Below are 21,200 nucleotides of genomic sequence, written 5' to 3' on the forward strand. Positions count from 1 at the left end.
GGGATTTCTATAGCCAGCCCTGTTCCTGGTACCAGCGCGCACTGCGGCGGATGGAATCCGCCAAATCCCGGCGGGGCCGGAAGCCCAGCAGCCGCTCCGCCTTGGCCCCCGAGCACGTCCAGGCCGGGGCCAGGAGTTGACGCGCCAGCTTCCGGTTCAGGGGCAGCTTGCGGCCGGTGGCCTGGGTGATGACGTCCGCCCCGGCCCCCAGCGCCCGGAGCAGCCAGGGGGGCAGACGGACCGTGCGGGGGTGGAGCCCCAGCTCCCGGGCGCCGATGTCCTGCAGCGCCTCCAGCGAGAGGTACTGAGACCCGGCCACGAAGAACGCCTGGCCCAGGGCCTCGGGCCGCTCGGCCACCAGGAGCATCAGGTCCACCACGTCCTCCACGTCCACCAGCGTCAGGGGCCGGGGGCCGCCGCCAATCTCCAGCCGGATGCCGCGGTGCACCAGCTTGAAGAAGGTGAGGTTCTCGTGGTCGCCCGGGCCCAGGATGCGCGGGGGGCGCACCACCGTCACCGGCAGCCGGTCCGCGTAGGACAGGACGATGCGCTCGGCCTCGGCTTTGCTCTCGCCGTACCACTCGGCCGGGTGAAACGGGTCCTCCTCCACGTGGGGCCGCTCCAGCGAGGAGGGGCCCGAGGCGGACAGGGAGCCGCAGAGCACCAGCCGGGCCCGGCTGCCCGCCTGCACGAGCGCCTCGCACACGTGGCGCGTGCCCTCGGCGTTGACGCGCATGAAGTCCTCGCGCACCGCGGCACGCCGGATGCCCGCGAGGTGGAACACCACGTCACAGCCCGCTACAGCCTGCTTCAGCGATGCGGGGTCTGTGACATCTCCGTCCACCCGGCGATAGGGCAGCCCGGCGAGCCCCGTCACGTCGCTGGTGCGCCGCAGCAGGCACGTCACGGCGTCGCCTCGCGCCACCAGCGCGCGGGCCAGCCAGGTTCCCAGGAATCCATTTCCACCGGTGATGAGGGCATTCATGTGCGGCTGTTTTCAAAACCAAATACATCACGGCGGCAAGGGAAAATCCGTCCGGGGAATTACTTGCGCGCAGGCGGAAACCCGAGGATCAACGTGGCTCGTGCCGAGGGGGCCGATGCGATTCCGAGGTCCGTTCTCCGAGGGAAAAACGCACGGGAGGGCTGTTTTTCGGCCTCGGGCGTGCTACTACGCCCCCACGGCTCTAGATTGTTCATGCCGTAATCAACGTCCCCTTCGGAGGGGAGGAGACAGAACCGAATGGCCGCAAAGAAGGCTGCTGCGAAGAAGACCGCTGCGAAGAAGGCTGCTCCCGCCGCGAAGAAGGCCGCCGGCGCCAAGAAGCCGAACGCCGCGTTCATGAAGGAGTTCAACCCTACGCCCGAACTCGCCGCCGTCGTCGGGGACAAGCCGCTTCCTCGCACCGCGGTCATCAAGAAGCTGTGGGACTACTTCAAGAAGCACGGTCTCAACCAGGGCCAGCTCATCAACCTGGATGACAACCTGAAGAAGGTCTACGGCAACAAGAAGCAGATCAAGATGACCGAGGTCGCCGGCGCCTTCAAGCACCTGAAGGAGTAGTCCGCTTCAGCAGCGGGCCCTTCTTGGGGGCACGCGGCATTCGAGGGCTCGCCGGGTACGGCGGGCCCTCTTCTTTTGGGCCCCCCGTGGGCGCCGAGCGTTGGATAGAGGGCGGACGGGCATCTGCGCACTGGCCAACGGCCTTGGGAGGTTCTACCTCTCTGCCCCAAAATGCTCGACGGATCGAAAGAGGCGAAGGCCGCGACGCCGCAGCAGGTGGAGCGGGAGGTGGCCCAGGTGGCCGAGGCGCTGTATGGGCGGCTGCGCGAGGAGCTGCTGGAGAATGCCCGCAGGACGCCCCTGTCCACGTACCGGTTTCAATTGCATCAAGGCTTCCGGTTCGAGGATGCGCGCAAGGTGGTGCCGTACCTGGCCCGGCTGGGGGTGAGCGATCTGTATGCCTCCCCGTACCTGAAGGCCACCCCGGGCAGCACCCACGGGTATGACTGCGTGGACCACCAGCAGATCAACCCCGAGGTGGGCTCGCCGCAGGAGCACCAGGCGCTCTGCCAGACGCTGAAGGAGCACCGCCTGGGGCACGTGGTGGACGTGGTGCCCAACCACATGGGCATCGAGCGGCTCAACCCCCTGTGGTTCGACGTGCTGGAGAACGGCCCGTCCTCGCTGTACGCGAAGCACTTCGACATCGACTGGGCCCCGGTCAAGGCCGAGCTGCGCGACAAGGTGCTCCTGCCCATCCTGGGAGACCAATACGGCATCGTCCTGGAGCGGGGTGAGCTGAAGCTGACCTTCCGCGAGGGGGCCTTCTTCATCCAGTACTACGAGCACTTCCTGCCGCTGGCCCCGCGCCAGTATGGCTATGTGCTGAACCAGGAGCTGGAGGCGCTCACGGCGAAGATGGGGGCCACGAGCCCTCACCTCATCGAGCTCCAGTCCATCCTCACCGGCATCGAGCACCTGCCCTCGCGCACCGAGACGGAGCGCTCCAAGGTCATCGAGCGCAACCGCGAGAAGGAGGTCATCAAGCGGCGGCTCGCGGCGCTGGTGGAGGCGAGCCCCGAGGTGGCCGCCTTCGTGGAAGCCCGGGTGAATGCCCTCAACGGCACCCCTGGCAACCCCAGGTCCTTCGATCAGTTGGACACGCTGCTGTCCCACTGCTGCTACCGGCTGGCGCACTGGCGCGTGGCGGGCGAGGAGATCAACTACCGGCGCTTCTTCGACATCAATGGGCTGGCGGCCATCCGCGTGGAGGATCCGGACGTCTTCGACGAAGCCCATGCCCTCATCTTCGACTGGCTGCGCGACGGCTGCGTCACGGGGCTTCGCATCGATCACCCGGATGGATTGTTCGATCCGACGGCCTACTTCCTCCGGCTCCAGGAGCGCTTCTTCCTGGAGCGGGCGAAGAAGCACTTCCAGGCCGAGCACGGCACGCAGGATGCGCGCTGGCCCGCGGTGGAGCAGCGCCTGGCGCAGCGGTGGCAGGAGGAGGCGGGACAGGACCCGGCCTCGCCGCTGCGCAAGGCGCTCTTCGTGTCGGTGGAGAAGATCCAAGGGGGCAAGGAGCGCATCCCCGAGGTGTGGGCCGTGCATGGCACCACCGGCTACCGCTTCGCCAACGCGGTGGGCGGCCTGTTCGTGAACCCGGAGGCGGAGAAGCCGCTGACGGAGACCTACCACCGCTTCATCGGCGAGGCGCCCGACTTCGAGCAGCTCGTCTACGAGAAGAAGCAGTTCATCATGCGCACGGCCATGTCGAGCGAGATCAACATGCTCGCCCATGAGCTCAACCGCATCTCGGAGCTCAACCGCCGCACCCGCGACTTCACGCTCAACAGCTTGCGCCGCGCGCTCGTGGAGTTCATCGCGCTGTTCCCCGTGTACCGCACCTATGTGGACGGCTGGCGGCCGGAGCTGGACGCCCGGGACGTGCAGTACATCGAGTGGACCATCTCCCGGGTCAAGGCGGCCAACACCAACACCAGCGCCAGCATCTTCGACTTCCTGGGCGACATCCTCCTGCGGCGCTACCCGGAGCACGTCAACGAGGACGAGCGGGCGCAGATGCTGCGCTTCGCCATGAAGCTGCAGCAGGTGACGGGCCCCGTGATGGCCAAGGGCCTGGAGGACACCGCCTTCTACATCTACAACCGGCTCGTCTCGCTCAACGAGGTGGGCGGCGAGCCCGAGCACTTCGGCATCGGCACCGCCACCTTCCACCAGCGCAACCATGAGCGCGCCGAGCACTGGCCCGCGAGCATGCTCACCACGAGCACGCACGACACCAAGCGCAGCGAGGACGTGCGCGCCCGGCTCAACGTGCTCACCGAGCTGCCCGACGTGTGGCGCCAGAAGGCCCTGCACTGGGCGCAGCTCAACGCCCGGCACGTCACCTTGCTGCCCTCGGGCCCGGCCCCCTCGCGCAACGACGAGTACCTGCTGTACCAGACGCTCGTGGGCGCCTGGCCCATGGGCGAGAGCGTCCCGTCCCAGGAGTTCGAGGCCTTCCACCTCCGGGTGCGCGACTACATGGCCAAGGCCCTGAAGGAGGCCAAGGTCCGTACCTCGTGGACCAACCCGGACGCCGACTATGACGCGGCGGTGGCCCGCTTCGTGGACGCCTGCTTCGATGCGAAGCAGTCCTCGGCCTTCCTGGACGACGTGCGTCAATTCAAGCGCCACATCGAGCGGGCAGGCCAGCTCAACGCCGTGGGGCAGCTGGTGCTCAAGCTGGGCTCTCCGGGCGTGGTGGACACCTACCAGGGGTGCGAGCTGTGGGATTTGTCCCTGGTGGATCCGGACAACCGCAGGCCGGTGGACTACACGGTGCGTGCCCAGCTCCTGGAGACGCTGGACGCGCAGGCCGCGAAGGACCGCGCCGCGCTGTGCGCCCGCCTGATGGCCCACATGGACGACGGGCACGTGAAGCTCTACGTACTCACCGAGGGCCTGCGGCTGCGCCAGCGCCAGGCGAGCCTGTTCCGCTCGGGCGCGTACCGGGCGCTGGACCTGTCCGGCCCCCGGGCCCAGGCGGCCGTGGCGTTCGCCCGGGAGCAGGGGGATGCGGCCGTGCTGGCAGTGGTGCCGCGCTTCACCCTGAATGCGATGGACAAGGCCGGCGGGCTTTCCAGCGCCTACGAGGGCACTTTCGTGGACCTTCCGGAGTCGTATGGAGGCATGATGTTCCGGGACGTGTTCACCGGACGACAGGTGCGGCCCGAGCGCGGGGTCACGGGTGGCGTGGTGCTGCCCCTGGCGCCGTTGCTCGCTGGGTTCCCGGTGGTCCTGCTAGAGAGGAGCAGTGGATGAAGAAGGCGGAGGTCCTTCCAGGGAAGCCCTACCCGTTGGGCGCGACGTTCGATGGGGAGGGGGTCAACTTCGCGGTCTTCAGTGAGCACGCGAAGCGCTTGGAGGTCTGCCTCTTCGATCCGGAGAATCCTACCCAGGAGGTCCGGCGCTTTCCGCTGCTGGAGACCACCCACCAGGTGTGGCACGGCTACGTCCCGGGGTTGAAGCCCGGGACGCTCTATGGCCTGCGGGCGCACGGCCCCTACGAGCCGAAGAAGGGCCTGCGCTTCAATCCCCACAAGCTCCTGGTGGACCCGTACGCGCGGGCCCTGCACGGCAAGGCCGACCCGTCCGCGCCCATCCACGCCTACCGGAGCGTGGACGAGCAGGACAAGGACGCGGACCTGACGATGGACACCCGCGACAGCGCCGCCGGGGTGCCCAAGGCGGTGGTGCTGGCCGGAGGGGACTTCGACTGGGAGGGGGACCGGCTGCCCTCCATCCCCTGGCACCGCACGCTGCTGTACGAGCTGCACGTGAAGGGCTTCACGAAGCTCCACCCGGAGGTGCCCGAGGCCCAGCGGGGCACCTACGCGGGGCTGGCCCACCCGGCGGTCATCGCGCACCTGCAGCGGCTGGGCGTCACCGCCGTGGAGCTGTTGCCCATCCATGCCTCCGTGGACGAGTCCTTCCTGACGAAGAAGGGGCTCACCAACTACTGGGGCTACAACACGCTGGGCTACTTCGCCCCGGATGCGCGCTTCAGCGCCTCGGGCTCCCGGGGCGGCCAGGTCACCGAGTTCAAGCAGATGGTGAAGGCGCTGCACCGCGCCGGCATCGAGGTGATTCTCGATGTGGTCTACAACCACACCTGCGAGGGCAACCACCTGGGCCCCACGCTGTCCTTCAAGGGCCTGGACAACGCGGCCTACTACCGGCTCACCGACAAGGATCCGCGCTACTACCTGGACTTCACCGGGTGCGGGAACTCGTGGAATGCCACGCATCCCTATGCCCTCAAACTGGTGGCGGACTCCCTGCGCTACTGGGTGGAGGAGATGCACGTGGACGGGTTCCGCTTCGACCTGGCCACCACGCTGGGGCGGGACCGGGGCGGCTACGACACGCGCGCGGCCTTCTTCCAGATTCTCCACCAGGATCCGGTGCTCAGCCGGGTGAAGCTCATCGCGGAGCCCTGGGACGTGGGGGACTTCGGCTACCAGGTGGGCAACTTCCCGGTGCTCTGGGCGGAGTGGAACGGCAAGTACCGCGACACCATCCGCCGGTACTGGAAGGGCGATGACCGGCAGGCGGCGGAGATCGGCTACCGGCTCACGGGCTCCTCGGACCTGTTCTCGCTCTCGGGGCGCAAGCCCACCGCCAGCGTGAACTTCGTCACCGCGCACGACGGCTTCACCCTGCATGACCTGGTCACCTACGGGGAGAAGCACAACGAGGCGAACCTGGAGGGCAACCGGGATGGCGCCAATGACAACCACTCGTGGAACTGCGGGGTGGAAGGGGAGACCTCCGACGCGGTGGTGAACGCCCTGCGCGAGCAGCAGAAGCGCAACTTCCTGGCCATGCTCTTCATCTCCCAGGGCGTGCCCATGCTGGTGGCCGGCGACGAGATGGGGCGCACGCAGCAGGGCAACAACAACGCCTACTGCCAGGACAACGCCCTGTCCTGGGTGAACTGGACGCTGAGCCCCCGGCAGCAGGAGATGCTGGGGTTCACCGAGCGGATGAGCCGGCTGCGGCGCGAGCAGCCCGTGCTCTCCAAGCGCCGCTTCTTCCGGGGCGCCCATATCTGGGACAGCGAGCTGAAGGACCTGGCGTGGTTCCGGCCGGACGGCAACGAGATGCGCAAGGAGGACTGGGAGAAGCCCTACGTGCGCTCCCTGAGCTTCCTCCTGGGCGGGGACGCCATCGCCACCCTGGATGACCAGGGGCACCGCGTCGTCGGCGACACGCTGCTGGTGCTCTCCAACGCCCACCACGAGCCGGTGACGTTCCTGCTGCCGGCCATCGAGTGGGGGGCGGACTGGGAGCGCGTGGTGGACACCACCGTGGCCGGGGACTGCTCCCACATCCACACGCCCGCGGGCGGGAAGATCCAGGTGGCGGGCCGCTCCCTGGTGGTTCTGCGCAGACCGGCGACAGAGTTGTAGCCAGCGGGCCGGGGACGCGTTAGGCAAGGGAACTGGAGAACGTCCGATGCATGTGGGTAGCGTTCACCCTTTCGCACCACTCGGGATCCGCTCGTGAACACGCAAGTCGCGCTCTGGGTAGGCTTCAACCTCTTCGTCATCGCGATGCTGGCGATCGACCTGGGCCTTTTCCACCGTAAGGACCATGCGGTTTCGCCGAAGGAGGCAGGCATCTGGACGGCGGTCTGGATCAGCATCAGCCTGCTGTTCTGCGCGGGCATCTGGTACTTCTCGGGGCCCACCCCGGCGCTGCAGTGGTTCACCGCCTACGTCGTCGAGTACTCGCTGTCGGTCGACAACCTGTTCGTCTTCCTGATGGTGTTCAGCTACTTCCGGGTGGCGGCCGAGCACCAGCACCGGGTGCTGTTCTGGGGCATCGTCGGCGCGTTCATCATGCGCGCGGTGCTCATCATCGCCGGCGCGGCGCTGGTGTCCCGCTTCCACTGGATCATCTACGTCTTCGGCGCCTTCCTGGTCTTCACCGCGGTGAAGATGCTGGTGTCCAAGGACGAGGAGGTGGACCCGGAGCAGAAGTGGATCGTCAAGATGGCCCGCCGCACGCTGCCCGTGGCGCACCTGGGCGAGGGCAGCAAGTTCTTCTTGAGGGAGCGCGGGCAGCTCAAGGTGACGCCGCTGTTCGTGGTGCTGCTGGTGGTGGAGGCCACGGACCTGCTGTTCGCCCTGGACTCCATCCCCGCGGTGCTGGGCATCAGCCAGGACCCGTTCATCATCTACACGTCCAACGTGTGCGCCATCCTCGGGCTGCGCTCGCTGTTCTTCGTGGTGGCCAGCCTCATGGACAAGTTCCACTTCCTCAAGGTGGGCCTGTCGGGAATCCTCGGCTTCGTGGGCGTGAAGATGTTGGTCACCTACTTCGACTTTCACGTGCCCATCGGGATTTCTCTGGGCGTGATTGCCGGCATCCTGCTGGCCAGCATCGTCGCCTCGCTCATCTGGCCGAAGGCGCCGGATCCGGGCCATGACCGCGAGAGCGCGAAGACTTAAAGAGGTCAAGCCATGTCCACGACGACCACGGAGGGCATCCGCATCACCGTGAAGCCCTCCTACTGGCCCGAGCGCAGCGCCCCGGAGTCCGGGCACTACGCGTTCATGTACACGGTGGAGATCGCCAATGTGGGCAACCTCCCCGCGCAGTTGCGCAGCCGCCACTGGATCATCACCGACGCCAACGGACGCATCGAAGAGGTGAAGGGGGAGGGCGTGGTGGGAAAGCAACCCCGGCTGGAGCCCGGCGAGCGCTTCGAGTACACGAGCTGGGCCATGCTGCGCACCTCGTTTGGCTCCATGCGCGGCAGCTATGCGCTGGTGCGCCCCAACGGCTTGCAGTTCGACGCCCAGATTGGCGAGTTCGCCCTGACGTTGCCCCACGCGCTGCACTGAGCCCCATGTCCACCGTGAAGAAAGGGTTGTTGCTCGTCAACCTGGGCACGCCGGATGCGCCCGAGGCCGGGCCGGTGCGCCGCTACCTGCGCGAGTTCCTGAGCGACCCCCGGGTGCTGGACATCCACCCCGTGGGCCGCTGGATGCTGCTCAACCTGGTCATCCTGCCGTTCCGGCCCGCCCGGAGCGCCGAGGCCTACCAGAAGGTGTGGACGAAGGAGGGCTCGCCCCTGCTCGTGCACGGCCGGGCCCTGGCCTCGGCGGTGGCCGGGCGTCTGGCGGGCGAGTACGAGGTGGAGCTGGCCATGCGCTACGGCAACCCCTCGCTCCCGGCCGCGGTGCGCGCGCTCCGGGCCCGCGGGGTGTCCGAGTTCATCGTCCTGCCGCTCTATCCGCAGGAGGCCACGTCCAGCTCCAGCTCCACCCGGGCCCGCATCTATGAGGTGCTGGAGGAGGCCTGGGACGTGTCGCCGGTGAAGACGCTGCCGGCCTTTCACGATGACGCGGGCTTCCTGGAGGCCTTCGCGGCGGTGGCGCGGCCCGTCATCGCCGAGGCGCGCGCGGACCATGTGCTGTTCAGCTACCACGGGCTGCCCGAGCGCCACATGCGCAAGAGCGATCCGTCCGGGCAGCACTGTCTGGCCTCCGCGGGCTGCTGTGACGTGCTCACCGCGGTGAACCGCAACTGCTACCGCGCCCAGTGCTTCGCCACCACGCGGGCCCTGGTGGAGCGGCTGGGGCTGCCGGCCGGTGGCTACACCACCTCGTTCCAGTCCCGGCTGGGCCGGACGCCGTGGGTGAAGCCCTACACGGACCTGGTGCTCCCGGAGCTGGCCCAGAAGGGCGTGAAGCGGCTGGCGGTGATGTGTCCGGCCTTCGTGGCCGACTGCCTGGAGACGCTGGAGGAGATTGGCCTGCGGGCCCGGGAGCAGTTCCTGGGCTGCGGGGGCGAGTCCCTCACGCTCGTCCCGTCGCTGAACGCCCACCCCACGTGGGTGGACGCCGTGTGCAACCTGGTGCGGAGCGCGGACGGCACCGCGCCCGCTGCTACTTCAGGGCTTCGAGCTTCAGCCCTGCCGGGACCGCATCCAGCGGGGTGAGCCGCAGCGCGTACGTCCCCTCCGGCACCTGGGACGTGGCGCGGGTGGGGGACTTCGGGGTGTAGCCCTCCGTCCTCGCCGAGAGCGAGCCCTGCCAGGTGCGCCAGCGGCCCGCCTTCACCAGGAACTCCCCGCGCCCCGTCACCGTGACGGTGGTGCTCACGTCGCGGGCGGCACCGCTGGGCTTCTCCGCCTCGTGGTCGTGGTCCTCCGCCGCCTTCTTCTTCGCGAGGGGGGACTTGCCGTGGCCGTGGAGGTGGATGCGCGAGGGGCCCTGCTGCGGGGTGAGCACGCCGCCCATGCTTTCGTGCAAATCGTACTCGAGCGTGGCCACCTGCTCGTCGCCCTCGGCGGTCAGGGCGGTGAGCTTCACGCTGTTGCGCAGGGTGGACGTCTTCGTGGCGAAGCCCGGGCCCAAAGGGGCGGTGTCCACGAGGTCCGCGCCCAGGGCCCACTTGTCCCCGAGGCCGACCCGGTCCCGGGGCAGCTCCATCATCAGGGCCGCCAGGGTGCGCGTGGTGCTGTCGAGGCCATCCAGCACGAAGCCCCGCTCGCTGACGGTCCCCTGGTCGGGCGTTCCTCCCTCGGGGGCGACGCGCAGGAGGAGGTCTCCCGTCTCGGGCTGCTGGAGGACATAGACGATGTTCAGGGCCCTGGAAGCGGCGGCAGGCTCCGGCGAAGGGGCCGCCTTGGCCCCCTTGCCCTTCTTCGTGGCGGGGGCAGGGGCCGAGCCCTTCTCGGGCGTGCCCTCCAGCCGCAGGGCGAGCGGGGAGTCCACGGCGAGCTTCCAGCGCAGCAGCACCTTGCTGGGGTCCACGGGCTCCGCGGGCCGTTTCACCTCGGGCTGGGGCGCGGGCTCCTGATACCCGGCGGGGCGGGGGATGGGTTCCATCTCGCCGCGCGGCGAGTCCTTGCACGCGCAGAGGACACTCAGAACGAGGAAGAGGCTGCGCTTCACGAAGGCACACTCCTTGGGAGAAGCGGAGAGCGGGATATCGGAGTGGGGGCGGTCCTTCAAGTGCCAGGGGTCCTGGGGGCGGCGGCCCGGGCCAGGCGGTCCCTCACGGCGAGGCCCAGGCCCTTCGCGGGGGGAAGACAGGCCAGGAGCAGGTCCAGGCCCGCGAGGTCCGCCTCGCGCAGGCGCAGGTACAGGTCATGGGCCGCCCCCACGGGGTCCTCGGGCATGTCGAAGCGGGGCACGCCCGGCGGCAGCGCCAGGGTGGCGGGGCCGAGCACCCCCACCCGCACGCCCTGGCCGAGCAGGGCCTTCGCCCGGGCGCTGGCCTCCGGGGGCTCCACGAGCGTCACCCCCGCCCGGGGAGCGTAGTGCGAGGCGAGGGAGCCGGAGACGCGCACGGAGGAGGCAGCGCGGACCGGGACGGGGCGCCCGAGGACGCGCTCCAGCTCCTCGGCGGCGAGCCCCCCGGGCCGGAGGATGGCGGGCTCCCCGGCGCTGAGGTCCACGATGGTGGACTCCACGCCCACCGTGCATGGGCCTCCATCGAGGAGGAGGTCCACGTCGTCCCCGAGGTCCTCGCGCACGTGGCCCGCGGTGGTGGGGCTGACCCGGCCGAAGCGGTTGGCGCTGGGGGCCGCCAGGCCGCCGCCCAGGGCGGAGAGGACCGCGAGCGCCACGGGGTGCTGGGGCACGCGCAGGGCCACGGTGTCCTGGCCTCCGGTGACGGCGTCGGTGGCGCGCGCGGTGCGGCGCAGCACCAGCGTGAGCGGCCCCGGCCAGAAGGCGGCGGCCAGCGTCCAGGCCTCGGGGGGAATGGCCTGGGCCCAGTCCGGCAGGGCCTCGGCGCGGGGCAGGTGGACGATGAGGGGGTGGGTGGCGGGGCGGCCCTTGATGGCGAAGACGCGGCGCACGGCCAGCTCGTCCTCGGCGTTGGCGGCCAGGCCGTACACCGTCTCCGTGGGCAGGGCGATGACGCCCCCGCGCCTCAGGATTTCCACTGCGCGGTCAATGCGGTCCGGGGTAAGCATGCGCGGCCTGCACTGTTGCGCTGGGAGGGGTCATGGGCAAGTCACGGGTATTCGATGCGCGCAGTCAGATGCCAGTTTCCGCCCCGGAGCTGTTCGCCTGGCACACCCGGGAGGGGGCCTTCGAGCGGCTGACCCCCCCGTGGGAAACCATGGAAGTCCTGGAGCGCCGCGGGGAGGGGATTCGCGAGGGGGCCCAGGCGGTGATGCGGATGCGCCTGGGGCCGGTCCCCCGGAAGTGGGTCGCCCGGCACACGCGGTACGAGGAGGGCTTTCTCTTCCAGGATGAGCAGGTGTCGGGCCCCTTCGCGCGCTGGGTGCATACCCACCGGATGCTGCCCGAGTCGCACACGGCCTCGGTGATGGAGGACGCGGTGGAGTACGCCCTGCCCCTGGGGGCCCTGGGGCAGGGGGTGGGCGGAGGGTTCGCGCGCCGCACGCTGGAGCGGATGTTCTCGTACCGGCACACCCTGCTGCGCGCGGACCTCCAGCGGCATGCGGCCTTCGCGGACGCGGGCCCTCTCACGGTGGCGGTGAGTGGCGCCTCGGGGCTGGTGGGGGCGGCGCTCGTGCCCTTCCTCACCACGGGCGGCCACCGGGTGCGGCGGCTGGTCCGGGGACGGGCGGAGGCGGCCCGGGGGGATGTGGCCTGGAACCCCTCGCGGGGAGAGATCGACGCCGCGGCGCTGGAGGGCGTGGACGCGGTGGTGCACCTGGCCGGCGAGAACGTGGCGCAGCGCTGGACGCCCGCAGCCCAGGAGCGCATCCGCCGCAGCCGCACGGAGGGCACCCGGGTGCTGTGCGAGGCGCTGGCGCGGCTCCCGCGCAAGCCGCGTGTCCTGGTGTGCGCCTCGGCCATTGGCTTCTACGGGGACCGGGGGGATGAGCGCCTCACGGAGGCGAGCGGCTCGGGCGAGGGGTTCCTGGCCAGCGTCGTCCGGGACTGGGAGGCGGCGGCGGCCCCGGCGCGGGAGGCGGGCATCCGGGTGGTCCACCTGCGCATCGGCGTGGTGCTGGACGCGCGCGGGGGGGCGCTGGCGAAGCTGGTGCCCGCGTTTCTCATGGGCGGAGGCGGGCGCGTGGGCAGCGGCCAGCAGTGGTTGAGCTGGGTGTCGCTGGAGGATGTGCTGGGGCTGGCGCACTTCGCCCTGATGACGCCTGGGCTGAGCGGGCCCGTCAATGCGGTGGCCCCCCAGGCCGTGCGGCAGGAGGCGTTCGCCCGGACCCTGGGGCGGGTGCTCTCGCGGCCCTCGGTGTTCCCGCTGCCCGCGGTGGCGGTGCGCACCGTGTTCGGCCAGATGGGCCAGGAGGCGCTGCTGGACGGCGCCCACGTGCTGCCCGAGGCCGCCCAGCGTCAGGGGTTCTCCTTCCTCCATTCCGAGCTGGAGGAGGCCCTTCGCTTCACGCTCGGACGCACCACAGCGGGGCCCCGGTTCGTGCACGGCCCCGCGTCCAAAGAGCCTTGACAATCATGCCGGCTGAGCCATTTAGGACGCGCATTTTTCCGCACGGTACAGAGGGTCCCCGATGATTCAGGTGGAAGGGCTCAGCAAGTACTACGGCGAGCATGCGGCGGTTCGAGACCTCTCCTTCTCCATCGGCAAGGGCGAGGTCATCGGCTTTCTGGGGCTCAACGGCGCCGGGAAGACGACGACGCTGAAGATCCTGGGGTGTGTGTTGCTGCCCACCTCGGGCCGGGTCGTCATCGACGGGTTCGACGTGGTGAAGGATCCCCACGCGGTCCGCCAGCGCATTGGCTTCCTGCCGGACACCCCGCCGCTGTACGACGAGATGACGGTGGGCGAGTACCTGGCCTTCGTGGCCCAGCTGCGCGGGGTGGCGGCGAAGGACACACCGGCCCACGTCGCCGAGGCGGAGGCGAAGACGGGCCTGCGCGAGGTGGACGGGGCGCTCATCTCCACGCTCAGCCACGGGTACCGCCAGCGTGTGGGGGTGGCGCAGGCGCTGGTGCACCGGCCCGCGTTCCTCATCCTGGATGAGCCCACCAGCGGGCTCGACCCGGCGCAGATTCGCGGCATGCGCGAGCTCATCCGGGGGCTCAAGGGCTCGCACACGGTGCTCGTGTCCAGCCACATCCTGCCGGAGATCAGCGAGACGTGTGACCGGCTGCTCATCGTCCACGGCGGGCAGCTCGTGGCGCAGGGCGCGGAGGAGGAGCTGGCGCGCAAGCTGGGCGGCGGCTCCATCGAGGTGGAGGTGCGTGGGGACAAGGCCCGGGCGCTCGCGGCGCTCCAGGACGTGGGGCCGGTGAGCGTGACGCACGAGGAGGGTGGGGTGGTGGGGTTGCGCGTGGAGGCCTCGCCGGAGCTGCGGCCGAGGGTGGCGCAGGCGCTGGTGGGCGCGGGGCTGGAGCTGCTGCGGCTGGACCGGGGCGCCGAGCGGCTGGAGTCCATCTTCCTGCGGCTGACGCAGAGCGGAGGGGCCATGTCCCGGGAGGTGGCCTCATGAAAGCCCTGCTCATTGCCCGCCGCGAGCTCGCGGGGTACCTGCGCACGCTCAGCGGCTACCTCATCATCGCGGTCATCCTCGCGTTGAATGGCCTGTTCTTCAACGCGTTCGCCCTGGGCAAGGCGGCGGAGCGCTCCGCGACCGTGCTGTCCAACTTCTTCTATTACTCGAGCGGCTTCACCATCGTGGCCTCCGTGTTCATTTCCATGCGCCTGCTGGCCGAGGAGCGCCAGGCGGGCACGCTGCCGTTGCTGTACTCCTCGCCGGTGCGGGACCGGGACATCGTGCTGGGCAAGTACCTGGCCGGGCTGGTGTTCCTCGCGCTGTACCTCGTGTGCACGGTGTACATGCCGCTGATGGTGATGGTGAACGGCAAGGTGTCCGCCGGGCACATCGCCGCGGGCTACCTGGGGCTGCTGCTGCTGGGCAGCGCGTCCCTGGCGGTGGGCACGCTCGGCTCGGCGCTGGCGCGCAATCAGCTCCTGGCCGCCATCCTCACCGCGTGCATGCTGGTGGGGCTCATCGTCTGCTGGCTGCTGGCGCGCATCACCGCCCAGCCGCTGTCGGATGTGTTCAGCGCGCTGTCCCTGTGGAACCAGCACTTCCCGCCCTTCCAGGCCGGGTTGGTGCATGTCCGGGACGTCGCCTACTACCTCCTCGTCACCTATGTGGCGCTCTTCGGGGCCACGCGGGTGCTCGAGGCGCGGAGGTGGCGATGAGCGCGCGCGCCAGCAGTCTTCCCTCGACGGTGTTGTTCGTGGCCGTGCTGGTGGGCGGCCTCATCGCCGAGCGCATCGCCGGGGCGGGCACCTCGCTCACCGCCGTCATGGTGCTGCGCCTCCTGGTGCTCCTGGGCATCATCGCCTGGGGCGCGGTGCGCCTGATGCGGGTGAGCGGGGAGCGCCGGGTGCTCTGGCGCTGGACGCTGATCTGCTACGCGGTGGCCTTCACAGGGCTGGTGCTCTACACCGCCCAGACGGAGCTGGGGACGCGGCTGCTGGGCACGCCCCTGGCCCAGGCCGCGCCGAAGCTGGCCGTGGCCTTCCAGGTGCTCTTCCCGGCGCTGCTCGTCCTGGGACTGGTGCCGCTGGCGCTGCTGGAAGTCTCCGCCGCGGCCATGGTGCGCGCGCCGGTGCTGGAGACCGAGCGGGCCCGGGGCGCCCTGTTCGCGGGGCTGGGCACGGCCTTCGTGCTCATCTTCGCCTTCTCGGCCATGTACGTGGCCACCCAGCTCGATGCGACGTGGGATCTGTCCTACTTCCGCACCGCCCGGCCTGGGGAGTCCACGCGCAAGGTGGTACGGGGCCTCAACGAGCCCCTCCAGGTGACGTCCTTCTTCCCCCCGGCCAATGACGTGGGCAGCCAGGTGGAGCAGTACTTCCGGGAGCTGGCCGGGGAGTCCTCCCAGCTCCAGGTGGAGCGGCTGGACCAGGCCGTGGAGCCGGCCCGGGCCCGGACGCTGGGGGTGACCACCAACGGCGTGGTCGTCTTCTCCAAGGGCGAGAAGCGCGAAGTGTATACGGTGGGGCTGGAGCTGGACCGGGCCCGCGGGCAGCTCCAGCGGTTGGACCAGGAGGTCCAGCGGCGGCTGCTGACGGTGGCCCGGCCCCGCCGGGTCGTCTACTTCACCACGGGCCATGGCGAGCGCTCGGATGGGCGCGCCGCGCCGGGAGAGGCAGCCCGGGCGGGCATCAACCAGCTCAAGGAGCTGCTCCGCGCGCAGAACGTGGAGCTGCAGAACCTGGGGGCATCCGAGGGCCTGGGCTCGGAGGTGCCGCGCGACGCGGCGGTGGTGGTGCTCATGGGGCCCACGAAGGACTTCCTCCCGGAGGAGGTGGCCACCCTTCGCGAGTATGCGGAGCGGGGCGGACGGCTGTGGATCGCCTTGGACCCCGACGGGCCTTCGTCTGATGCGCTCCTGGAGCCGCTGGGCCTGCGCTACCTCAACACGCCGCTGGCCAACGACCAGGTGTTCTTCCGCGCCACGCGTCAGCCGAGCGACCGGGGCAACCTGGGCACCTCGACGTTCTCCTCGCACCCCTCTGTGTCCACGCTCTCCTCGCTGGGCACCCAGGCGCCGGTGGCGTTCTTGAGCGCGGGGGCCCTGGAGCCGCGCAACCCGCTGCCGCCCGGGCTGGGGCAGGACATCACGGTGAAATCCCACGAGGCGACGTTCCTCGACAAGGACCGCGACTTCACGGAGGACCCCGGCGAGGAGCGCCGCACCTGGCCGCTCGTGGTGGCCGTGGAGAAGTCCCCTGGTCCCGGCAAGGAACTCATGCGGGCCGTGGTGATGGGGGACTCGGACGCCCTATCGGACGGGGTGGTGCCGAACCTGGCCAACGCCTACCTGGTGATGGACACGCTGCGCTGGCTCACCGGCGAGGAGGCCATCTCCGGGGCCGTGTCCAGTGAGGAGGATGTTCCCATCCAGCATACGCGCGAGCAGGACGTCGCCTGGTTCTACGCGACCGTCTTCCTGGGACCCATGCTGGTGCTGGGGGTGGGCTTCTTCGTGACCCGGCGGCGGGGCAAGCGCGCGCCGCGGGACGTGGCGGAAGGGGGTGCGCGATGAACACGAGAGGGGTGGCAATTCAAGGCGCGCTCGCGGTGGCGGGGCTGGTGGCGGCCTTCCTCGTCTGGCAGCGCGAGCCCGAGGGGATGCCCGGCGAAGTCACCGTCCTGGATGTGTCCCCGCGGTCGCTCCAGCGGGTGCGGTACGAGGATGCAGCCCGGACCACGGAGCTGTCCCGGGACCCGAACGACGAGGAGACGGTCTGGTTGCGGCTCGAGACCCAGCCGCAGCCGGCCGTGGCCGCCGCGGATGGCGGTGTCGCCGATGCGGGTGGGGTGCCTCCGCCCACGCCTCCCCGGGAGCTGCGTGGCAACGAGACGGCGAAGGGCTTGTGGAAGCGCCTGGCGCCCTTGAAGGCCACGCGGGCCCTGGGAGAGCTCGACGCGAAGAAGTTGGAGGAACTGGGGCTGACGAACAGCCCCCGGAAGCTGACGCTGACGGTGGAGGGGCGCGAGCAGACCTTCACCGTGGCGTCTCCCTCGGGGACGTCCTGGGGCAGCCCGTACCTGCGCCGCGAGGATGGCCGGGTCTTCCTGTTGGGGCCCGCGCTCCTGCCGGACCTGGAGAATGCGTCGAGCCGGCTCGTGGACCGCCGCAAGCACACCTTCGAGATGGGGGGCTTCGATGCCTTCACGGTCTTCCAGGGGAAGAACTCGCGCGCCTTTGTGGTGAACGGCAAGCCGCCGTCCCCCGTGACCGTGGCCCCGCAGAGCGCCCCGGACAAGCAGGATGAGTTCGTCCGCAACTGGTTCGACCGGGTGTGGAGGCTCGTGCCGACGGACCTGCTCGGCAAGGGCGAGGAGCCGGCGGGCGGCGCACCGGAAGAGGTGTTCCGCGTGGAGTTCCGCCAGGGCGGGAAGCCCCTGGGCTTCGTCCTCGTGGCGCGGGGGCTCCAGGGCGGCTTCTTCCTGAAGACCGAGCACCTGGCGGGCTGGGCGAAGCTTCCCTCCGGTGTGGACACGCTCGCCTCGGAGGCCGTCAAGGTGAGTCAGGCGGACTGAGCGCTCTTTCCGGGGAAAAAAGCGGGGTGGGAAGCAACTCTCTTCCTCATGATTCGAGAATCAATTCGAAATCACCTGCTCGACCGAAGGGGCCTCCAAATGAGCACCGCCGCCATCCGCAGCCAGCCGTCGTCCGGAAACTACAAGATCAACTACGGGGACACGCTGTCGGGGATTGCCAAGGCGAAGGGCACGACGGTCAGCGCGCTGATGAAGGCGAACCCGCAGATCAAGGACGCCAACAAGATCTACGCGGGCCGCAGCCTGAACATCCCCGGGCAGCGCGACAGCTTCGAGGCCGCCCAGCCCTCGCGTCCGGGCTCCAGCCGTCCCTCGGCCCCCAGCACCCAGGCGCCCGGCGCCACGGGCCCGGCCTCGCAGGGCCCCAAGGGGAGCCCCTTCGACATCGCCAAGAGCCATCTCGGCAAGAACGCCGGCAGCCTGAAGCTGGAGAAGGGCGGCGTGGGCTCGGACATGGAGGACTGGGTCCCCAACAACGTCAACTGCGCCAACTTCGTCTCCGCGTGCCTGGAGCAGGCCGGGCAGATCAAGAACGGCCAGCACCACAACGCGGTGACGGGCCTGCAGGCCAACCTGGACAAGGATCCGAACTTCAAGCGCGTCTCGCTGGCCGATGCGAAGCCGGGCGACGTGGTGAGCATGAAGACGCCGGGGGGCCACCACGTGGTGATGTTCGCCGGGATGAAGAACGGCAAGCCCCAGTTCATCGGCTCCAACAACGTGAACGCGGATGGCTCGCAGCGCATCTCGATGACGTCGATGAACTACCCCATCCTGTCGGTCCACCAGTACCGCGGCTGAGCAGCGCCCCCGGCCTCGCCCGTCACGCCAGTGCCGGGCGCACGCGCCGCAGTCCGGCGTACTGAAGTCCCGCGAAGGCCGCGACCGCCAGCGCCTGGCCCAGGGTGAAGAGGTAGCCCAGGGCCGTGGGGTCCGCCCATCCGGTCACCAGCAGCAGCACGCTGTCGAGCGCCCACAGCAGGTTGTAGCCCACGATGGCCCAGACGAGCCGGTGGGAGACGGACGCCCGGGAGGCCAGGAACACCAGCAGGGCGGCGAAGGGCAGCAGGCTGAGGCCCGCCATCCGGAGCAGGGTCTCGTTGAGCCCCAGCAGGCCGCCCAGGGGCGCGGCCGCGGCCAGCATGAGCCCCCCGGTGGCACCACTGACGAGCCCATCGGCCAGCAGCGCCCGGCGCAGCAGGTTCCACGACGCCGACATCGAAGCCGTCACTGAATTCATCGCGTTCATCGCACGCATCTCCTGAAAAGGGGGCCGCCGCGGCGGGACGAAACCCCCGTGGTTTCAGGCACAAAATGCGTGGCCGGGGTGCCGGAGTCGATTACCTCGGAGGGAATTGGCGCGATGACGCCGGGCTCCTATCGTCGGGCCATGGCAACCCCGAGCCCTTCCACCGGACGTCCCGTGGGCGCGCTGCTGCGCCAGTGGCGTGAGCGCCGTGGCCTCAGCCAGCTCCACCTGGCCTGCCGCGCGGATGTCTCCAGTCGGCACGTCAGCTTCCTGGAGACGGGCCGCTCTCAGCCCAGCCGGGAGATGCTGCTCCACCTCGCCGAGGAGCTGGAGGTACCGCTGCGCGAGCGCAATGCCCTGTTGATGGCCGCCGGGTACGCCCCCGTCTACGCCGAGCGGAGCCTGGATGATCCGGCCCTCCAGGCCACGCGGGAGGCGGTGGAACTCGTCCTCAAGGGCCACGAGCCCTATCCCGCGCTCGCCGTGGACCGGCACTGGCGCCTGGTCTCGGCCAACCGCGCCCTGGGGGCCCTGTTGACGGGCATCGCGCCCGAGCTGCTCCAGCCCCCGGTCAATGTCCTGCGGCTCAGCCTGCACCCCGCCGGGCTCGCGCCGCGCATCCTCAACCTGGCGCAGTGGCGGGCCCACCTGCTCGCGCGGCTCCGGCATCAGGTGGACCTCAACGCCGATCCGGTCCTCTCCGCGCTCCATGACGAGCTCCGGGGCTATCCCGCCCCGGAGGGCCCCGCGCACGGCAAGGGCCGGGAGTCCGGGCCGGTGGGCGTCGTGGTGCCCCTGCGCCTGGAGACGGCCGTGGGGGTCCTCTCGTTCTTCAGCACCATCACCGTCTTTGGCACCCCCATCGACATCACCCTCTCCGAGCTCGCGATCGAGTCCTTCTTCCCCGCGGACCCCGCGACCGCCGAGGCCTTGCGAAGGCTCTCCGAGCAGGCTGCTCCCCCGGCCGCCTGAGCTTGGCGGGGTGATGTGCGTGGAGGCAGCCTGGCGGAGGGGAGCTGCCCTGCCTGGGACGGCGCGCCGCGTCTGGCGGCCATGAGAGGCTTGGGTTAGAGGCGCATGACTCCATGGCATCTCCCACAGGCCCTTCCCATCCGTTGTCCGTCTTCCGCCACCGCGACTTCCGGCTCTACCAGCTGGCCCGGCTGTGCGCGGTGCTGGCCGTCCAGATCGAATCGGTGGCCATCGGCTGGCAAGTCTACGAGATGACCGGGAGCGCGCTGGCGCTGGGCTACACGGGCCTGGCGCAGTTCGTGCCCTTCTTCGCCTTCGCCCTCATCGGCGGCCAGTTGGCGGACCGGGTGGATCGCCGCGCCATCCTGGTGGTGTGCCAGGCCGTCATGCTGGTGTGCAGCCTGCTGCTCCTGGTCTTCTCGCTGGGCCACATCCAGGACGTGCGCTTCGTCTACGGGGTGCTGATGCTCTTCGGCACCGCGCGGGCCTTCTACGCGCCCGCCGGTTCGGCGCTCACCCCCCGCCTGGTGCCCGCCGAGGACCTCACGCGCGCCGTGGCCATCAACTCCACCAGCTGGCAGGTGGCCACCATTGCCGGCCCCGCGGTGGGCGGGCTCCTCTATGGCTGGGCGGGGGCCGAGGGCGCATACATCGGCTCCGCGTCGCTGTGCGCGCTCAGCGTGCTGTGGACGGTGTCCTTGAAGGTGAGGACGGGGCGGTCCTCCAACTCCTCGTTCTCCGTGGAGTCGGTCCTGGCGGGGTTCCGCTTCCTGCGCCGCCAGCGGGTGCTCCTGGGCAGCATCACCCTCGACTTGTTCGCGGTGCTGTTCGGCGGCGCGGTGGCCCTGCTGCCCATCTACGCGCGGGACGTGCTGCACACCGGGCCCTGGGGCATGGGCCTGCTGCGCAGCGCGCCGGCCCTGGGCGCCGCCGCGGTGGCCGTGGTGCTCGCCTCCCGCCCCCTGGGCCGCCGGGCCGGGTGGAAGATGTTCATCTCGGTGGGCATCTTCGGCCTGGCGACGCTCGCCTTCGGGCTCAGCCGCTGGCTGCCCCTGTCCGTCGTGGCCCTGGCGGTGGCGGGGGCGGCGGACATGGTGAGCGTGGTGGTGCGCGGCACGCTGGAGATGGTGGCCACGCCGGATGAGATGCGTGGCCGCGTGGGCGCGGTGAACATGATGTGCGTGGGCGCCTCCAACGAGCTGGGAGAGTTCCGCGCGGGCGCCTTCGCCGAACACCTGGGGCCCGTGGCGGCGGTGGTGTCTGGGGCGCTGGGAACGCTGGTGGTGGTGGCGCTCTGGGCCACGGCCTTTCCCGAGCTGCGGCGGGTGGATGATCTGGAGCAGGCCGCCCGCGAGCCCCTTCCCGGGGAGGAGCCCCCGGCGGCCGCTTCCGCGCACTGAGCCCGG

General features: G+C 70.1%; 18 protein-coding genes. 14 read left to right on the forward strand and 4 right to left on the reverse strand.

The genetic code is table 11. From position 1 onward, the window contains the following. Positions 1-7: 7 nt before the first annotated feature. Positions 8-985 (reverse strand): NAD-dependent epimerase/dehydratase family protein, encoded by a 978-nt coding sequence (locus KY661_RS10680; RefSeq protein ID WP_225410094.1) that lies wholly within the window; start codon positions 983-985, stop codon positions 8-10. Positions 986-1,243: 258 nt separating this feature from the next. Here KY661_RS10680 and KY661_RS10685 point away from each other — a divergent pair, with 258 nt between their 5' ends. From KY661_RS10685 to hemH, 6 genes are all read left to right on the forward strand, one after another. After that, the gene (locus tag KY661_RS10685; protein ID WP_225410095.1) at positions 1,244-1,564 is read left to right on the forward strand and encodes an SWIB/MDM2 domain-containing protein; all 321 of its coding nucleotides are present in this window, start codon (positions 1,244-1,246) and stop codon (positions 1,562-1,564) included. A 171-nt stretch (positions 1,565-1,735) separates the two neighbouring features. After that, positions 1,736-4,834 (forward strand): malto-oligosyltrehalose synthase, encoded by a 3,099-nt coding sequence (treY, locus tag KY661_RS10690; RefSeq protein ID WP_263436866.1) that lies wholly within the window; start codon positions 1,736-1,738, stop codon positions 4,832-4,834. Continuing rightward, complete coding sequence (glgX, locus tag KY661_RS10695; RefSeq protein WP_225410096.1) at positions 4,831-6,984, forward strand: glycogen debranching protein GlgX; 2,154 nt, start codon at positions 4,831-4,833, stop codon at positions 6,982-6,984. Before treY ends, glgX begins: the two co-directional genes overlap by 4 nt. Before the next feature lie 93 nt (positions 6,985-7,077). Beyond that, on the forward strand, positions 7,078-8,028 hold the full coding sequence (locus tag KY661_RS10700) for a TerC family protein (RefSeq protein ID WP_225410097.1): 951 nt from the start codon (positions 7,078-7,080) through the stop codon (positions 8,026-8,028). Positions 8,029-8,040: 12 nt separating this feature from the next. Continuing rightward, on the forward strand, positions 8,041-8,424 hold the full coding sequence (gene apaG / locus KY661_RS10705) for a Co2+/Mg2+ efflux protein ApaG (RefSeq protein ID WP_075004638.1): 384 nt from the start codon (positions 8,041-8,043) through the stop codon (positions 8,422-8,424). A gap of 5 nt (positions 8,425-8,429) precedes the next feature. Next, a complete protein-coding gene (gene hemH, locus KY661_RS10710) occupies positions 8,430-9,524 on the forward strand; it encodes a ferrochelatase (protein WP_075004639.1) in 1,095 nt (364 codons plus the stop codon). On the opposite strand, the gene KY661_RS10715 is transcribed toward hemH, so the two are convergent. Next, positions 9,472-10,482, reverse strand: a complete 1,011-nt coding sequence (locus KY661_RS10715) for a hypothetical protein (protein ID WP_225410098.1) — start codon at positions 10,480-10,482, stop codon at positions 9,472-9,474. The genes hemH and KY661_RS10715 overlap by 53 nt on opposite strands. A 56-nt stretch (positions 10,483-10,538) precedes the next feature. Then, positions 10,539-11,510 (reverse strand): L-threonylcarbamoyladenylate synthase, encoded by a 972-nt coding sequence (locus KY661_RS10720; RefSeq protein ID WP_225410099.1) that lies wholly within the window; start codon positions 11,508-11,510, stop codon positions 10,539-10,541. 32 nt (positions 11,511-11,542) lie between these two features. On the opposite strand from KY661_RS10720, the gene KY661_RS10725 reads away from it, so the two are divergent. From KY661_RS10725 to KY661_RS10750, 6 genes are all read left to right on the forward strand, one after another. After that, the gene (locus KY661_RS10725) at positions 11,543-12,973 is read left to right on the forward strand and encodes a TIGR01777 family oxidoreductase (protein ID WP_225410100.1); all 1,431 of its coding nucleotides are present in this window, start codon (positions 11,543-11,545) and stop codon (positions 12,971-12,973) included. Positions 12,974-13,034: 61 nt separating this feature from the next. Beyond that, positions 13,035-13,976 (forward strand): ABC transporter ATP-binding protein, encoded by a 942-nt coding sequence (locus KY661_RS10730; RefSeq protein WP_225410101.1) that lies wholly within the window; start codon positions 13,035-13,037, stop codon positions 13,974-13,976. After that, positions 13,973-14,695: an ABC transporter permease gene (locus tag KY661_RS10735; RefSeq protein ID WP_075004643.1), complete on the forward strand. Its 723-nt coding sequence runs from the start codon at positions 13,973-13,975 to the stop codon at positions 14,693-14,695. Before KY661_RS10730 ends, KY661_RS10735 begins: the two co-directional genes overlap by 4 nt. Beyond that, positions 14,692-16,551 carry a Gldg family protein gene (locus KY661_RS10740; RefSeq protein ID WP_225410102.1) on the forward strand — a complete coding sequence of 620 codons (1,860 nt, stop codon included), beginning with the start codon at positions 14,692-14,694 and terminating at the stop codon, positions 16,549-16,551. Before KY661_RS10735 ends, KY661_RS10740 begins: the two co-directional genes overlap by 4 nt. A gap of 11 nt (positions 16,552-16,562) precedes the next feature. Further along, positions 16,563-17,552 carry a hypothetical protein gene (locus KY661_RS10745; protein WP_317987244.1) on the forward strand — a complete coding sequence of 330 codons (990 nt, stop codon included), beginning with the start codon at positions 16,563-16,565 and terminating at the stop codon, positions 17,550-17,552. A gap of 99 nt (positions 17,553-17,651) precedes the next feature. Further along, complete coding sequence (locus KY661_RS10750) at positions 17,652-18,374, forward strand: LysM peptidoglycan-binding domain-containing protein (protein WP_225410104.1); 723 nt, start codon at positions 17,652-17,654, stop codon at positions 18,372-18,374. A 22-nt stretch (positions 18,375-18,396) separates the two neighbouring features. Here KY661_RS10750 and KY661_RS10755 read toward each other — a convergent pair whose 3' ends face one another. Continuing rightward, positions 18,397-18,822, reverse strand: a complete 426-nt coding sequence (locus KY661_RS10755; protein WP_225410105.1) for a hypothetical protein — start codon at positions 18,820-18,822, stop codon at positions 18,397-18,399. Between the two features lie 141 nt (positions 18,823-18,963). Between KY661_RS10755 and KY661_RS10760 the strand changes: the two genes are divergently transcribed. Further along, positions 18,964-19,794, forward strand: coding sequence for a helix-turn-helix domain-containing protein (locus tag KY661_RS10760; protein ID WP_225410106.1), 831 nt, complete (start codon positions 18,964-18,966; stop codon positions 19,792-19,794). A 113-nt stretch (positions 19,795-19,907) separates the two neighbouring features. Beyond that, on the forward strand, positions 19,908-21,194 hold the full coding sequence (locus KY661_RS10765) for an MFS transporter (protein ID WP_225410107.1): 1,287 nt from the start codon (positions 19,908-19,910) through the stop codon (positions 21,192-21,194). The last annotated feature ends 6 nt before the right edge of the window (positions 21,195-21,200 follow it).

The organism is Allostigmatella hybrida, from assembly GCF_020103775.1.
In the GTDB taxonomy this organism is placed as follows: Bacteria; Myxococcota; Myxococcia; order Myxococcales; family Myxococcaceae; genus Hyalangium; species Hyalangium aurantiaca.

Bases quoted from the DNA above. Each gene is read 5' to 3' on its own strand.
- hemH (WP_075004639.1), top strand. From the start codon at position 8,430: ATGTCCACCGTGAAGAAAGGGTTGTTGCTCGTCAACCTGGGCACGCCG.
- KY661_RS10730 (WP_225410101.1), top strand. From the start codon at position 13,035: ATGATTCAGGTGGAAGGGCTCAGCAAGTACTACGGCGAGCATGCGGCG.
- KY661_RS10765 (WP_225410107.1), top strand. From the start codon at position 19,908: ATGGCATCTCCCACAGGCCCTTCCCATCCGTTGTCCGTCTTCCGCCAC.
- KY661_RS10685 (WP_225410095.1), top strand. From the start codon at position 1,244: ATGGCCGCAAAGAAGGCTGCTGCGAAGAAGACCGCTGCGAAGAAGGCT.
- KY661_RS10720 (WP_225410099.1), bottom strand. From the start codon at position 11,510: ATGCTTACCCCGGACCGCATTGACCGCGCAGTGGAAATCCTGAGGCGC.
- KY661_RS10750 (WP_225410104.1), top strand. From the start codon at position 17,652: ATGAGCACCGCCGCCATCCGCAGCCAGCCGTCGTCCGGAAACTACAAG.
- KY661_RS10680 (WP_225410094.1), bottom strand. From the start codon at position 985: ATGAATGCCCTCATCACCGGTGGAAATGGATTCCTGGGAACCTGGCTG.
- KY661_RS10725 (WP_225410100.1), top strand. From the start codon at position 11,543: ATGGGCAAGTCACGGGTATTCGATGCGCGCAGTCAGATGCCAGTTTCC.
- KY661_RS10735 (WP_075004643.1), top strand. From the start codon at position 13,973: ATGAAAGCCCTGCTCATTGCCCGCCGCGAGCTCGCGGGGTACCTGCGC.
- KY661_RS10760 (WP_225410106.1), top strand. From the start codon at position 18,964: ATGGCAACCCCGAGCCCTTCCACCGGACGTCCCGTGGGCGCGCTGCTG.
- KY661_RS10740 (WP_225410102.1), top strand. From the start codon at position 14,692: ATGAGCGCGCGCGCCAGCAGTCTTCCCTCGACGGTGTTGTTCGTGGCC.
- apaG (WP_075004638.1), top strand. From the start codon at position 8,041: ATGTCCACGACGACCACGGAGGGCATCCGCATCACCGTGAAGCCCTCC.
- treY (WP_263436866.1), top strand. From the start codon at position 1,736: ATGCTCGACGGATCGAAAGAGGCGAAGGCCGCGACGCCGCAGCAGGTG.
- glgX (WP_225410096.1), top strand. From the start codon at position 4,831: ATGAAGAAGGCGGAGGTCCTTCCAGGGAAGCCCTACCCGTTGGGCGCG.
- KY661_RS10755 (WP_225410105.1), bottom strand. From the start codon at position 18,822: ATGAACGCGATGAATTCAGTGACGGCTTCGATGTCGGCGTCGTGGAAC.